Source organism: Gimesia sp. (assembly GCF_048260065.1).
Lineage (GTDB): Bacteria > Planctomycetota > Planctomycetia > Planctomycetales > Planctomycetaceae > Gimesia.
The window spans coordinates 49247-63605 of record NZ_JBLXHC010000022.1 but is presented as its reverse complement, the minus strand read 5'-3'; the positions used below and the strand labels follow the sequence as shown (position 1 = coordinate 63605).

The following is a 14359-nucleotide window of genomic DNA, read 5'->3' as shown; positions in this document are numbered from 1 at the left end:
TTTTCAGGTTAACTTTGTCAGTGTCAACGGTGTGGGTGCTGTTTCAATCTCCACCATGCCATCGCGCACACGCACTTGCAGTCGATCCAGTGGTTCGGGGGGAGGCCCGGCAGCGACCGTACCATCTTCATAATAAACGCCGCCATGACACGGGCACATGAACAGACGCGGGTCTTCAACCCAGCGTACCGGGCAGCCCAGATGTCGGCAGTTAATTGAAAAAGCGATGAATTCAGAATCACCGGTGCGGCGAATCCAGGCGCCGGCTTTCGCCGTCACACCTGACCAGATGACTGGTGAGGGATCTTCATATTGGACAAGTACGAAACCGCCTTTTTTGAAATCTTCCAGTTTGCCGACTGTTCTCCATTGTTGTTTTGGTTTGCGAAAAACAGGTGCCAGTACGAAGCCGATTCCCGGTAAGGTGATAATGAGCCCGATCAGCGCTGATAACCCGACTGAAAGACGGGTCAGAAATGTACGGCGCTGCTGTTGCTGACAGCATGGTTGATCTGACTGTGGTTGTTCGGTATTCAAGGTGTTTCACTCCATGAACTGTTGATCTCTTTCATCCAGGACCAGATGCCACCGACCATGACCATGATCCCGATCAGTGACATGCTCCAGTGTGTCAGAATCCCCCAGAACATAAACATGATACCCAGAGCGAGAGTTGCCGGGGCATATGTGGGCTGCAGTTCCGGTTCGGCAGTTTCTTCAGAGTGTGATTCGGATAAATCGGGCTGATTCACTGATGTGCCTCCCTGAGAGAACCTGGTGTTGCCGTCGATTGAGGAGCCGGAACATGTTCGATGTCAGCATACCAGCGTTTGAGTACGATCATGATTGCGGTCACATACAGTGAGCAGGGGGGGACCCACATCAGGAGTCCGCCCAGTCGCTGATCCGTCGCCGGAGTCAGTCCCTGATCGTAGAGCATGTTCAGAATACCGATGCGATCTACGGGGCTGGCAAACGCGGGGCAGACCGAGATGACGGTGAATGTGATATAGATACCCAGCAGCGTACAGGCCAGACAGGCAGAGAACAGATAAGCGACCGCTACCGCTGGATTCAAATGATAGCGTTTCACAGGTGAAAAGACGGGCCACCAGAATGCCAGGCCCGCCAGCAGGAAGGTCGCATCCCGGAAAATTCCGAGTGAGTAGTTGACTGTCGATGCATTACAGAAAGAGGGGATATGCCAGAACCACATCACTCCCAGTCCACTGAGCCAGCCCAGAAACGGGACGGCCATCACAGATCCCAGCCGGTTCATCAAGGGACGGCTGAAGAGCGATTCCATGGCGGATTCGGAAAGGCTGAGCAAGAAAAACAGAGGGACAATTAATAGTAGAAGTAAATGCTGGACAACATGCGCGCTGAAGAGGTAACCATCGGCGAGAACGCCAATGGGTGAGACGTAGGCAAGTAACAGTGCAAGCATCGATACTGCAAATGCAGCGCTGCGTTTTCCTGATGTGCCTCTCTGAAACAGGAAATAGAGTCCTGTCAGTATGAAAACCAGCAGCCAGACCGGTGAATTCCACTTCCATAATTCGCTTGTCAGATCGAAATACGAACTCATTGCAGCAGTCCCAGATAAATGATTCCAAAGACGGCAATCCAGACGACATCGACAAAGTGCCAATAAACGCCGACGGCTCCGAATACGTGTGTTTTTTCAGATGACAGATTGCCCTTCATCCCCATCAGCAGCATCACAAACAGGGCAATCACACCGGCGGTCACGTGAATACCATGGAACCCGGTCACGGTGAAAAACGTAGCCGAGAACAGGTCTGTGTTGATGCTGATATCGCTGGTGAGGAGTCCCGTATATTCCCAGACCTGACCGGCGAGGAAGATAATGCCTAGCAGGATGGTGAGGCCGAGCGAAAAGACAAACGCAGACTTTTTACCCGCTTTCAAAAATCGTTCAGCGATCCAGAATGTGATGCTGCTGGAAATCAGAAACAGACTGAAGATACCGGTCCGTTTGACGTCCAGGACCGATGATGTCACATCCGACAGGGTCTCGGGAGAAGGGGCTTCACCCACGGGGGCCATCAATCTTGTATTGAAGACCACATACGCCACCAGAAGTAACAGGAAGAACACTGCTTCAGATGCGATGAACGACCAGGCCGCGATTTTGGCGAGATTACCACGTCTGCCTTTATCTTCCGGTGTTTTTTCCGTTTTCCAGTCGGCATATTCCGGATGATTTGTGTCCCAGACAGGACGACGGCTTTTGACTTCCGGAATGACCGGGAAATTTTCGGGGGGAGGTGGAGAGGTCGTCGCCCATTCGAGGGTAAAGGCATCCCAGGGGTTGTCACCGGCGATGGCACCGCTGCGTAAACTTTTGAAGATGTTCCAGAGAAAGACCAGAGTGCCAACCGCCATAAAGATGGCGCCCAGAGTGGCAATTCCATTCAGCATTGCCCAGCCAGGATTGTCACCGTATGTATAGACACGGCGAGGCATGCCCATCATACCCAGAAAATGCTGCACCATAAAAGTCATGTTGAAGCCGAGGACCCAGAGCCAGAACTGCAGGATTCCGATGCGTTCATTCAGCATGCGTCCGGTCATTTTGGGAAACCAGTAGTAGGCTGCCGAGAATAAAGCGAATACGAGTCCACCGATCAGCACGTAGTGGAAGTGAGCGACCACAAAGTAAGTATCTGTCAGCTGCCAGTCGATCGGGACGGCGGCAAACATGATGCCGGTAAGCCCGCCAATCACAAACTGCAGCAGAAATGCGACCGCGAAGTGCAGTGAGGTATTGAACTGGATTTCGCCTCCCCAGAGAGTCGCCGTCCAGTTAAAGACTTTGATTCCGGTGGGAATGGCAATCAGCAATGATCCGACAGCAAAGAAGATGTCGGCATACATGCCCAGTCCGACGGCGAACATGTGATGTGCCCAGACACCGTAGCCCAGGAGCACGATCGCTACTGAGGAAGCTGCGACGAACGTATAACCGTAGATCGGTTTTCGTGAGAAAACGGGAATAACTTCCGAGATCATGCCGAAGCCGGGCAGGATCAGGATGTAAACTTCCGGGTGTCCGAAGATCCAGAAATAATGCTGCCAGAGGACGGCGGAACCACCTCGGGTCGGATCAAAGAACGCAGAACCCAGCCAGCGGTCAATCAGTAACATGGCCAGTGCCGAGTTCAGAGCGGGCAGAGCGAGGATGATGAGTATCGCCTGCATCAGCATCATCCACACAAACAGGGGGACGCGCTGCAGACTCATGCCGGGAGCCCGTAGATTGATGATCGTGGCAAAAATATTAATCGCCCCGGAAACAGAACCGATGCCCATAATGAGCAAACCGATGATCCAGTAATCCACTCCCTGCAGGGAACTGTAGGCTTTCGAAGAGAGGGGGACATAGCTGAACCAGCCTGCATTTGGTGCGGAGCCTGTCAGAAAGCTGAAGTGCAGCAGGGCTGCCCCGAAAAAGAACATCCAGAACCCGAATGAGTTTAAGCGGGGAAAGGCAACATCGCGGGCACCAATCATCAAGGGAACAAAATAATTGGCAAAGCCTGTTAAGACGGGCATCCCCACGAGAAAGACCATCGTAGTGCCATGCATGGTGAAGAGCTGGTTGAACATTTCCGGTGAAAGAAATGTATTGTTGGGAAAGGCCAACTGAATTCGCATCAGCAGTGCTTCGAAGCCTCCGACCGCCAGGTAAAAAACAGCGGTGAGGATATACATGATGCCGATGCGTTTGTGATCGAGCGTACCGACCCATTCCAGCATACGCGTATAAGAAGGCTGGTGTTCAAGCATCGTGAGTTGTGGTTGTTCGACGGATCCTGTCGTCACTTGAGTGTCTCCAGGTAGGCTACGAGTTGTTTTAAGTTTGTTTCACTCAGCTTGAAGTCAGGCATCTTACATCCTGGTTTGAGCGCCTGTGGATTTTTGAGCCATAAAGCCAGGTTTTCTGGCGTATTTTCAATGACGCCTGCCCCAATTTCTTTACGTCTGGCAAAATGGGTCAGGTCAGGGCCAATTGTGGCCTCTGCTTCCGTTCCCTGAATCGTGTGGCATTGTGGACAGGTAGCCTGGAAAAAATATTTTTTACCTTCCGCGGCTAATTTATCATCCTTGGCCAGAGGGGAAAGTAGCTTGGGCTGTTCGGTCGCTTGCTTTTCACTGGCTTCCCATTTTTGAAATTCTTCATCTGTGACTGCATAGACTTTGAAATTCATCCAGGCGTGCTGGGCACCACAGTATTCAGAACAGCGTCCCTGATAAGAGCCCGGACTGGTCGCCTGTAACCAGATATAATTATCACGACCGGGGATCGCATCGATTTTGCGACCCAGTTGCGGAACCCAGAAGCAATGGATCACATCAGCAGAAGTCACCAGGATGCGAAATTTTTTGTCTTTGTCGGCGGGCATGTAGATTTCATTGGCGGTAATCACTCCCGACTTGGGATATTTTACTTCCCACCACCATTGATGGCCGGTCACGATCAGATCGACATCATTGAAGTTGGTCTTACCGTCTGGGTCGGCATGAGGTATGGCATTGAGAGTGATGACCAGATTGGCACTGATGGCAACCAGCCAGATGACGATGATCACAGGGCCGATCATCCAGAAGATTTCCGACTTCTCGCTGCCAAAATCCTGTTCCGGGAGCGTGTCACGGCGTCGACCACGCGAGATGGCGATCAGGATCAAGCCTGAGACGATCGCGAAAATGACAGCACTGATGAGTAATACCTGAAGAAACAGATTGTTAATGGCCTCTGCCTGCGGAGACGCGGGGTCAAGAACAGGAATCACAGAGTTCATAATCAATGCCTGGCATCTGGTATTCAAAGGTGTCTGTTTCGCGCTGATGTGTTACTGGACCGGTGAGAGGGTCACAGTAAAGTTCCAGTTTTTAATCTGGATGCGTCCCAGTATAGTGCATTAGTCTGATTAATGAATGTGAATTCATCAATTTCTAATATGAAAAAAAATGATCCACTGACAAAATAGTTCAGGACCCAGTTGAACTATCTTACCTATGTGAATATAGATTCGAGCGATTTCATATAATGGTCATCCTTTCCATCGTAATGGGGAGGACTTTGACTTTAACGAATCGTGAAAGTGATCCGTTCATTTTTTCAATAGCGAATCTGGTCAATTAAATGCAGACGCGATGATGTTTGACAGTTTTACCAGACGCCAGGGGGCTTGAGAACGAATGGCCGTGGTTAACAACACTGCAAATCCTTCACGGCGGCGGTCCATCCAGACCATGGTTCCTGTGGCACCGGTGTGTCCAAATACACTGCGGTCGAGCAGGTTTCCCCAGCTTCCGGACTGCCCGGGATGATTTAATCGCCAGCCCAGTCCCCAGGGTTGAGAACGGCGAATCGGTTCGGGCAGATCGGGATAATCATTCAAACGGTTAGTCGTTGCCATCTCCAGCATTGAGCGGGAGAGCAGGCGTCGGTCTGCCACTTCTCCATAATTCAGCATGCATTGACAGATGACCGCCATATCCGCGGGGGAACTGAACATGCCTCCCCAGGGAACTCCAAGATCCTGCCAGTAGGGACTGTTCCAGCCAAAGTTGGAACCAATCTGGTATTCCGGTGTTTCGACGCGGACCAGTCGTTCCCGAGGGAAGTCTCCCCGTCCCAGCCAGGTATTCTGCAGCCCCAGTGGTTTAATAATTTCGTCTCGCACGTGCTGCGCAATGGTTTTTCGAGTCAGTCGCTGCACGATTTCAGCCACGATCAGAGTTCCCATGCTCTGGTAGCTCAGCCCGGTTCCCGCCGGCTGGAACAGGGGGACGGTATCGTAGATCGCACCCTTAACGAACTGTTTCAGCGGAGACAGCGACTGGCGCAGTTCGACATTTTTATCCAGCATATCAGGCATGCCTGACGTGTGGGTAAACAAGTGATGTACCAGGATGGATTCTTTATGGTGTGCTGCAAAGTCGGGGATATAGTGTGTGACGGGGAGTGAAAGAACCAGTTCGCCTCGCTCCACCAGTCGCAGTGCACTCATGTAAACAATCGGCTTGGTAATGGAAGCGAGCAGAAACATCCCGTCACTGCGAATCTCTTCCGCATTTATTTCAGGCCCCTGTTTTCCAAAGAATTGAGGCTCGACCATCTTTCCGTATCGCCCGACGACAATCGCGGCACCGGGAACACTGCCTTCTGCAGTCCACTCTTTCAGCAAACTTCCCGCCTGTTGCAGTCGTTGCGCGTCGAGTTTGATTTCCTCTGGTTTAGCGATCGGCAGCGAAGTCATAGGCTTGTTCCTGATCCGGTAATCTCAGTGTTGACTCTGCGAGGTTCATTTACCATGATCGATTGTCAAGGGAGCGTCAAGCGATCGATTGTTGAATTCTCCTGATTCTGTTTCTGTGTCGTTGTATTCAGTGAAGGCCCTGTACATGCATCGGTTTCTGTTGACTGTTTTGATCCTCGTTCTGTCCGGATTTATTTGTACGGTATCAAAGGGGGCAGAGCTGCCGGAACATGATGGCAGTTTTTCCATCCCCACACAGGAATGGCCGTTTCAACCCGGTCCACGGTCGGTCAAAGTCTATATTTATTATCCGGGAAAAACGCTGAAGAATGTGAATGCCGAAACCGGGCTCATGCTCAATCTGCATAACTGGGGAGGCACGAATACGACAGGAGCCGGAAATCCAGCGGTCCTCACAAAAGAGTTAAATGTGATTGCGATTTCTGTGGATTATGTGCAGAGCGGGTCCTGGAAAGATCAGTCGGGGGCTCCCTATGATTTTGGATATCTGCAGGCGATTGATGCGTTGCGGGCACTTTCCTATGTTTTCCAGGCTTTAAAGGAACAGAAGATCTCTTTTAATTCGCGTCGTATTTATTCCACCGGCGGTTCGGGTGGGGGAAACGTGACGCTGATGTGTAATAAGTTTGCGCCACATACCTTTACCTGTGTCGTTGATATTTGCGGGATGCCACTCCTGTCGGATGATATCGCCTTTGATCTGCCGGGAGGCAGCAGCCTGAATGCCCGTTACAGTCAGGATAAAAGTGCCCCCAATTATCTTTCACCGGGGGCACAGGAACTTCGTTTTATTGGTAATCCCGATCATCTGAAAGCCATGAAAACGATGGGGTATGCCGGGAAAATTGTGATCATTCACGGATCAGGTGATACAATCTGTGCTTATGAAGATGCACGCCAGATGTTTCAGAATATGCAGGCAGCGGAACTGGATGTCGACGCAAAATTTGTGACAGAAGCGGATCTGGATGGCGTGATATTCAAATCTACGGGACATTCACTGGGAGACCGGACGAAGATGATTGTTAAATATGGTGGTCCCTATATTATTCCCGGTAAAGAAAAATTTCGCCTGCGTCAGTCGCCGACCGATTTTGAATTACAACAGGATGTGGTCTACCCGACTTCCGATGGTCGCTATGTGATTTCCTATACAAACGGAATTCCTGCGGTACGATTTGAAGCGAAGTGACTCACTGCCCGGGTTTCGTTCCAATCATCACTTTAAGCCGGTCGTTCGGGGTTAAAATCGATGAGTGCTTGTGGCGGTATGGCAACGCGCAGTGCATTCAAAACAGCGAGCACATCGATCACTTCCTGCGACAGCGCACCAGCTACGGGAGGGAGAAATCCAAAGGCTGCCAGCAGCATGCCGAACATGCTTAATGCCATGCCTCCGATGGCGCTTTGCAAAGCGATGCGCCGCATGCGGCGGCTGATGTGCAGGAATTCATCGATCTTCTGCAGCGAACTGTCCATGACAATCACATCGGCGGCTTCGGTTGTGACATCGCTGTTTTGGCCAAATGCCATGCCGATCGTCGCAGCAACCAGGGCAGGCGCATCGTTGATACCATCTCCGACAAAGATGGTATTTGCCTGACTGGTTTCCGCATTCACTATATCCAGTTTCTGTTCGGGGCTTTGACTGTAATAGACATTTTCGATTCCGACCTGCTCAGCCAGGTAACGTACTTCTGATTCCCGGTCGCCGGAAACCAGCATCGTTTTCTGAATCTGATGGCGTGGGGACAGGTGTGAAATGAAAGACTGGCCGTCGGTTCGCGGGGTATCTCGAAATCGATAAATGCCGGCATATTGATCGTCAATCAGGATCACACATTCCAGGCCTCCCGCCTGCGGGGGAAGCAGTGTTTCCAGCTCGGGTTGTTGTTTGAGCAGCTTTTTACGACTGGTGATCTGTACCGAATGTCCGTCGACAGTCCCCTGCATGCCCTGTCCGGGGGGCTCACTGATTTCCGTTGCATCATGCTTGACCGCATTTTCTTTTTGCATCGTCTTCAGAATTGCGACGGCGAGAGGATGCTTGGAAAAACGTTCCAGGCTGCCGACGAGAGAGAGGACTTCATGAGGATTGAAACCCGGTGCGCAGAGTTGATCGGTGAGATGCGGTTCCCCATAGGTCAGAGTTCCCGTTTTATCGAAGATAATCACGCGACAGGTATCTGCTGTTTCCAGAGCGGTGGGATCACGAACAATGATGGCTCTCCGCGCGGCCAGAGAGATGGACCCGATGATGGCGACCGGAATGGCAATCAGTAGCGGACAGGGAGTGGCGACTACCATTACCGCCAGGAAGCGAACGGGATCGCCGGACAGGCCCCAGGCAGCCAGTCCAATCAGCACTGCCAAAGGCGTGTACCAGGCACCAAGTCTGTCTGCCAGTCGTCGCATGTGCGGGCGATGCTGTTCGGAAGTCTGCATCACCTGCATGATTTTGGCATAGCGGGAGTCGACAGCGCGCTTTTCTGCGCGGATGACCAGAGCCGCTTCGCCGTTGATGGCACCAGAGAGAACCTGGGAACCTGGCGTTTTAGACATCATGTAGGGTTCGCCGGTGAGATAGGATTCGTCCATGACGCCATGCCCTTCGACTACGATTCCATCGACGGGACAGATTTCATGCGGGAAGACGGCTATCGTATCCCCGATGGCGATCTGATCCAGAGTGATATCTTCGATGTCGGAGTCTGTCTTTTTATGAGCGACAGCAGGCATGCGATTACTGAGTGCCTGCAGGACAGAAGAGGCGCTGCGGACAGCATACGCTTCCAGGGCTTCTCCCCCAGACAGCATCAGCACGACGAGTGAACCTGCCAGGTATTCGTCGAGAAGTACGGAAACGACAATGGAGATTCCTGCCAGCAGGTCGGAACCAAACTCCCGATGAACCATTTTGACCAGCAGTCCCCAGACCAGCGGTGTCCCGCCCAGAGCCAGTACGGCCCAGAGGGGCAGATTTTGAACGAATTCAGAACAGTCTGTTCCATAGCGCAGGAATAAATGGGCTGTGATCATGATGACCGTAAAAACGGCAATCAATGTTTCCAGAGATTTCCAGACAGCGGAACCCGGTCTCGATGGATTGGAGTTCGACACACTCATCCCTTAATTTTTACTGATCCAGTAACAGTTGTATGTAGATGCTGACAATCCACTATAGATTGGAAATTCAAAGAGTAAACAGTTGGAATCCCGGAAGCGGCACATACAGGGAGATTCGCCGCTGGTCAGGCAATGATCATTTGAGCAACCAGACCGAACACAAAACCGATCACGGCCCCCAGTGAGGGGGCCCAGCGTTGTTCAATTTGTGCCTGTGGCGCGATGTCCTGAAATGTCAGGTAGAGAATGCCTCCCGCTGCGAAGAGCATGATCAGGCCGACCAGTCTGGGGAATAACGCCAGTACGAAATAACCAGTCAGGCCTGAAACCGGTCCCAGGATCACCAGCAGGCAAAAACCAGGCAGGATGACGGACTTTCTCATCGTTGACGAACTGGCGAGTTCGCGATAGGCATTAAAGCCTTCGGGCAGGTTTTGTAAGCCGATCAGGATAGCCAGGAGCAGGCCGACTGACTGGCCGTCTGTGGCAAAGGATGCTCCTAACGCCATCGATTCAGGAACAAAGTCAAGCAGCATCGCGAGCAGCTGCGCAGCAGAACTGCGATGGGTGGCCAGGAAAATGTCGCAAAACATAAAACAGATGCCGCCCGTCAGAATGGCGAGGGAGGCAATCCAGGGGGGCTGTTCGGTAATGCCTTCCGGCACCAGCACCAGAGCGACCGCAGCCAGTAATACACCACCACCAAAGGCGATGACGGAGTGTCGGAACTCGTCTTCCAGCCACTGGGGATGTATATGTTCGATCTTAGCAAGAAAGCCACCCAGAGGAATAGTGATCCCCGCGAGTGTGGTCAGTACAACGACTTCCAATACACCTGACAAAGCGAATCTTTCTCAACAAGAGCAAAGCGATGAACTACAAACGATTGCGTTCAAGGATAACAGACTTGAGGAAAACGAAACATACAACAGGAGCTGTCAAATACCTGGGATGTAAAAAAAACAGCCCGGTATGGAAACCGGGCTGTAAAGCAATTGTTAATTCAGTCGATTTATTGAGGCAGGCGTCCCGATTCCACTTTCGTAAAGGGACCACTGCAGGCTTTCATAAAAGCAACCAGGTCTTTTTTGTCCTGGTCAGAAAGGTTCAGCTTAATGATCTTTTCGCTCAAATAAGGATTAGGGTCACCGCCCTTATTGTAGTGCTCGACAACTTCTTCGAGTGTATTCAGAGAGCCGTCGTGCATGTAAGGGGCACTGAATTCAACGTTACGAATGGTCGGCGTTTTGAAAGCACCTTTGTCTTTTTCTTTTTTCGTCACTTCATAACGTCCCAGGTCTGGTTTTTTGGCAGACATTCCGATTCCCAGGTTATGATATTTTTCATCAGCCAGGTTAGGCCCCAGGTGACAGGCGGCACAGTTGACCTTCTCGCTGAAAAAGAGTTCGCGCCCCCGTTTGGCACTTTCTGACATCGGGTGTGCTTCAGCCAGCGACAGAGCAGCCGTATATTCTTCTTTGAAGTCTTCCAAGTCTTCTTTGTCCAGTTTCAGGTATGGAAGTAACTGCTCGTAATAATCAAAGGGAGAAGGGCCGGAGACCAGAGTGCGTTCGAAAGCAGCAATGGCTTTACCGATGTTGTCGATGTTGACTCCATCGTTAAAAATTTTATGGAATTGAAGTCGGTAGCCGGGGATCTCTTTAATCGATTTGACAACCGCTTCATGAGTATGTCCCATCTCAATCGGGTTGGCAATCGGACCAACGGCCTGTTCTTCCAGTGTGGCAGCACGACCGTCCCAGAACTGCGGACCACTCAGAATCCGGTTATAGCTGACGGGAGAGTTACGTCCCCCTTCGAGGTCTCTGATCCCAATACCGAATTGGGTGTGTCGACCAAATCCTTCGTCGGGATGATGACAGCTGGCACAGCTGACGGTGTTATCAGCCGAGAGACGCGTGTCGAAATACAACTGTCGTCCCAGTTCGATTTTTGCGCGTGTGAGCGGATTTTCTATGAGTCCTACCATCTGGGCCGCCCCGGCGTTTAATCCCAGTGGGAGTGTGATTTCCAGTACTTCATGGTTTGCAGGATCACTCAGCCAGGTTTTGATCTCTGTTTCTGTCAAAGGCCCTTTTCCAGGAATTCCAGCTGTCAGCTCTGCTGTTCCCAGCATGACTTTGTTTGATTTTTCAGCAGTTTGTTTTTCTGCAGATTGCAGATTGTTCTGTGGAAGGATGCCGGCCAGCATTCCGCACAGGATGCTGAATTTGAGGATCGAGTGACAGTGTCGGAGGACCATAGGTTTCATTGGGCTGTGTTCCTTTCCGGGATCGTCCCGGGATTATCTCACAAAATGATTCAGGTAATTGAATTGTTGATTTTAGATGAACGTGTTTGAACCGAGGTTATCGCATTCTTTTCGCGTCTGGTGGGATCGTGTTGTTATCACGATACAGGTGTGATACATAAAATTGTAAACATGCGAGAAGGCGATTTCAATTTGGAAAAGTGATCTCGATGTCCAGAATTCAAAAAAATGGATCTGACTTACAAACGCTTCTCAGGGAACTCCCGCCGGACTGGTTTGCAGCAGCACCATCTCTTTATATTTTCCACCGGTTTCCATTAATGCTTCGTGTGTGCCACTCTCGGTAATGCGTCCCCCTTCGAAAACGATGATGCGGCTGGCATGCGTGATCGTGCTCAGGCGGTGTGCAATGACAAAACAGGTGCGATTCTGCATCAGCGTTGTGAGGCTGTCCTGAATGAGGCGTTCGCTTTCCGTATCCAGATTGCTGGTGGCTTCATCGAGAATTAATATTTTGGGATCGGCAAGAATGGCGCGGGCGATTGCCAGTCGTTGGCGTTGTCCACCACTCAGTTTGACGCCGCGTTCCCCGATGAGAGTCTGATACCCGTTCGGTAATGTTCTGATGAATTCGTCCGCGTTTGCAATTTCTGCCGCGTATTGAATCTGTTCGATGGTTGCTTTTCTGTCTCCGTATCCGATGTTATCGGCGATTGATCCATCAAATAGAAATACATCCTGTTCGACGACGCCGATATGATTCCGATAGCTTTCCACATCGAGATCGATCAGATTTCGACCATCGAGCAGAACATGCCCCGAAGTGGGATCGTAAAAGCGGGCGACCAGATTGCAGAATGTCGTTTTACCCGCGCCACTTGGACCGACCAGTGCGATGGTTTCACCGGGAGCAATATCGAGTGAGACTTCCTGTAACGCATATTGGGTTGAGTTCGGATATTGAAAGCTGACATTTTCAAATATAATCTGCCCTTCAATTTCCTCTTTTGTGATGGTACGCGCGGTGGCCGATTCCATCTCGCGCGGTTCAGCCAGTAGATCGAGCACGCGATCAAAGCCGGACAGACTGTTCTGGAACTGGGCTGCACTCTGTGCGAGTACCGCGAGGGGGCCCAGCAACATCAGCAGGTAGGCCAGAAACATGACCAGGTCTCCGAGTGTTAACTGACCCTGCAGCACCTGCCAGCCGCCGTATAACAGCAGGCAGGCGGAAGCGACGGGTATCAGTGTTTCCCAGACGATTTCAATAAAACGCGACCACCACCAGGCGTAAAGTTCCTGTCGCCCCATTAAATGATTTCCGCGTAAGACGCGACTGGTTTCTGAACGCTGGCGTCCGAATGCGCGGACGACGCGCATCCCGCCAAAAGATTCTGTTGCCAGTGCGTCAACGGCGACACGTTGCGCCCGGATTTTTCGATGTTGCGGACGAATGCGGCTGATCCAGGTCCGGTGTGACAAGTAAACCAGCGGGACGAGAAACAGCGCGCCCAGCAGCAGACGCCAGTCGACCCAGGCCAGGATCATCAGGCTGCCCAGCAACTGGATGATGGCACGACAGGGATTGTAGAGCATACCGAAAACAAGTTCACCCACGCTGCCGGCATCTTCGCGTAAAATACTGGCGGCGCCTCCCGATTTGAGTTCCTGTACGCGATGCAGAGGCAGTCGGACTGCTTGCGCGAACACATCTTTGCGAACTTTCATCTGAATCATCTTAGTCACGCGTGTCGCGTGCCAGCGCCCCCAGATCTGTAATCCGATCCGTACCAGTGAAATCAGGATGACGATGATCGTGATCGTCACGAGCAGAGGCCACGGTTCGTGCGGTACCCATTTCGGTAAAGAGGCGGGTAGCGGCTTTTTGTCGAGTACATAATCGACGACAAATTTGGTTGCCGCTGGTGGAATCAAAGCGAGTAACGTTGCGAAGGTCAGTGTCATCAGTGACAGGATCACAGACCAGCGATGAACTTTGAGCAATCCCAGAAAATTTTTTACCAGTTCCCACGATGAACGGTCTCGTTTTGAAGCAGGTTTTCCCTGAGCGGAATTTTGTGATTCCAGGAATTCTTCCTTATACTCTTCAAACTGTTGGCGACTGGATGTCGGATTTTTGCTCATGAAGGTTCTTTTGTATGGGATCTTAAAAAGGCGCGTATTTAATGAAGGGGGATTGGATGGTTGACTACCTGCTCACTGTCATTATAGAGCATTTATTATGGTGACAAGTAACGTTTGAATTATATTGAGGTCTCTGGGGGATAGCGACTCGAAACAGAGCTTTCGTCGAAAACAGCTTATTTCAAAGGCGAATCCAATCTGGAGCCCGGCAAAAATTCTTAGACAGTTATATGATGAACTGAGTGAAAGATAAGTTGATTTCTACTGGACATCAGACAGATAAGGCGTGAGATCCTTTTATAGGGAGTCCAGTGTACATTGAGTTGACGTTATTGAATTCGATTTAACTACATCTGAATCAATGTCAGAAGACACCGGTTTATCACCCTCCACCAGTGGTTTCTCTGGACTTCGCCTGGATCCATAAGTAACATTGAAATTGAGTGTATATTGATAATGTATACTCCTCCCCGCGGATTTCTTTCCTTCAGAAAAATCTTTT

The 14359-nt window shown here is 51.0% G+C and carries 11 protein-coding genes; 1 reads left to right on the top strand and 10 read right to left on the bottom strand.

Annotation, left to right across the window (positions count from 1 at the left end):
* Window positions 1–3: 3 nt before the first annotated feature.
* From ACN0YN_RS27910 to ACN0YN_RS27885, 6 genes are all read right to left on the bottom strand, one after another.
* Complete coding sequence (locus ACN0YN_RS27910) at window positions 4–537, bottom strand: ubiquinol-cytochrome c reductase iron-sulfur subunit (protein WP_417388235.1); 534 nt, start codon at window positions 535–537, stop codon at window positions 4–6.
* Entirely contained in the window at window positions 534–752 is a 219-nt protein-coding gene (locus tag ACN0YN_RS27905; protein WP_417388234.1) for a hypothetical protein, read from the bottom strand. Before ACN0YN_RS27905 ends, ACN0YN_RS27910 begins: the two co-directional genes overlap by 4 nt.
* Window positions 749–1588, bottom strand: coding sequence for a cytochrome c oxidase assembly protein (locus tag ACN0YN_RS27900; RefSeq protein WP_417388233.1), 840 nt, complete (start codon window positions 1586–1588; stop codon window positions 749–751). The genes ACN0YN_RS27905 and ACN0YN_RS27900 overlap by 4 nt, the downstream gene beginning before the upstream one ends.
* Complete coding sequence (gene ctaD / locus ACN0YN_RS27895; RefSeq protein WP_417388232.1) at window positions 1585–3849, bottom strand: cytochrome c oxidase subunit I; 2265 nt, start codon at window positions 3847–3849, stop codon at window positions 1585–1587. Before ctaD ends, ACN0YN_RS27900 begins: the two co-directional genes overlap by 4 nt.
* Window positions 3846–4829 (bottom strand): cytochrome c oxidase subunit II, encoded by a 984-nt coding sequence (gene coxB / locus ACN0YN_RS27890; RefSeq protein ID WP_417388231.1) that lies wholly within the window; start codon window positions 4827–4829, stop codon window positions 3846–3848. Before coxB ends, ctaD begins: the two co-directional genes overlap by 4 nt.
* Window positions 4830–5165: 336 nt before the next feature.
* Window positions 5166–6293 carry a serine hydrolase domain-containing protein gene (locus ACN0YN_RS27885; RefSeq protein ID WP_417388230.1) on the bottom strand — a complete coding sequence of 376 codons (1128 nt, stop codon included), beginning with the start codon at window positions 6291–6293 and terminating at the stop codon, window positions 5166–5168.
* A gap of 145 nt (window positions 6294–6438) precedes the next feature.
* Between ACN0YN_RS27885 and ACN0YN_RS27880 the strand changes: the two genes are divergently transcribed.
* Window positions 6439–7506, top strand: a complete 1068-nt coding sequence (locus ACN0YN_RS27880; protein WP_417388229.1) for a DUF2920 family protein — start codon at window positions 6439–6441, stop codon at window positions 7504–7506.
* Between the two features lie 32 nt (window positions 7507–7538).
* Here the strand turns inward: ACN0YN_RS27880 and ACN0YN_RS27875 are convergent, their stop codons facing one another.
* From ACN0YN_RS27875 to ACN0YN_RS27860, 4 genes are all read right to left on the bottom strand, one after another.
* Window positions 7539–9440 carry a heavy metal translocating P-type ATPase gene (locus ACN0YN_RS27875; protein ID WP_417388228.1) on the bottom strand — a complete coding sequence of 634 codons (1902 nt, stop codon included), beginning with the start codon at window positions 9438–9440 and terminating at the stop codon, window positions 7539–7541.
* 125 nt (window positions 9441–9565) lie between these two features.
* A complete protein-coding gene (locus tag ACN0YN_RS27870; RefSeq protein WP_417388227.1) occupies window positions 9566–10282 on the bottom strand; it encodes a ZIP family metal transporter in 717 nt (238 codons plus the stop codon).
* A 170-nt stretch (window positions 10283–10452) separates the two neighbouring features.
* Window positions 10453–11712, bottom strand: coding sequence for a cytochrome-c peroxidase (locus ACN0YN_RS27865; RefSeq protein WP_417388226.1), 1260 nt, complete (start codon window positions 11710–11712; stop codon window positions 10453–10455).
* Window positions 11713–11964: 252 nt separating this feature from the next.
* Window positions 11965–13857 (bottom strand): ABC transporter ATP-binding protein, encoded by a 1893-nt coding sequence (locus tag ACN0YN_RS27860; RefSeq protein WP_417388225.1) that lies wholly within the window; start codon window positions 13855–13857, stop codon window positions 11965–11967.
* Window positions 13858–14359 lie beyond the last annotated feature (502 nt).

Excerpts from the sequence above, each read along its gene's own strand:
- ACN0YN_RS27900 (WP_417388233.1), bottom strand. The coding sequence starts at position 1,588 with ATGAGTTCGTATTTCGATCTGACAAGCGAATTATGGAAGTGGAATTCA.
- coxB (WP_417388231.1), bottom strand. The coding sequence starts at position 4,829 with ATGAACTCTGTGATTCCTGTTCTTGACCCCGCGTCTCCGCAGGCAGAG.
- ACN0YN_RS27885 (WP_417388230.1), bottom strand. The coding sequence starts at position 6,293 with ATGACTTCGCTGCCGATCGCTAAACCAGAGGAAATCAAACTCGACGCG.
- ACN0YN_RS27880 (WP_417388229.1), top strand. The coding sequence starts at position 6,439 with ATGCATCGGTTTCTGTTGACTGTTTTGATCCTCGTTCTGTCCGGATTT.
- ACN0YN_RS27875 (WP_417388228.1), bottom strand. The coding sequence starts at position 9,440 with ATGAGTGTGTCGAACTCCAATCCATCGAGACCGGGTTCCGCTGTCTGG.
- ACN0YN_RS27865 (WP_417388226.1), bottom strand. The coding sequence starts at position 11,712 with ATGAAACCTATGGTCCTCCGACACTGTCACTCGATCCTCAAATTCAGC.
- ACN0YN_RS27860 (WP_417388225.1), bottom strand. The coding sequence starts at position 13,857 with ATGAGCAAAAATCCGACATCCAGTCGCCAACAGTTTGAAGAGTATAAG.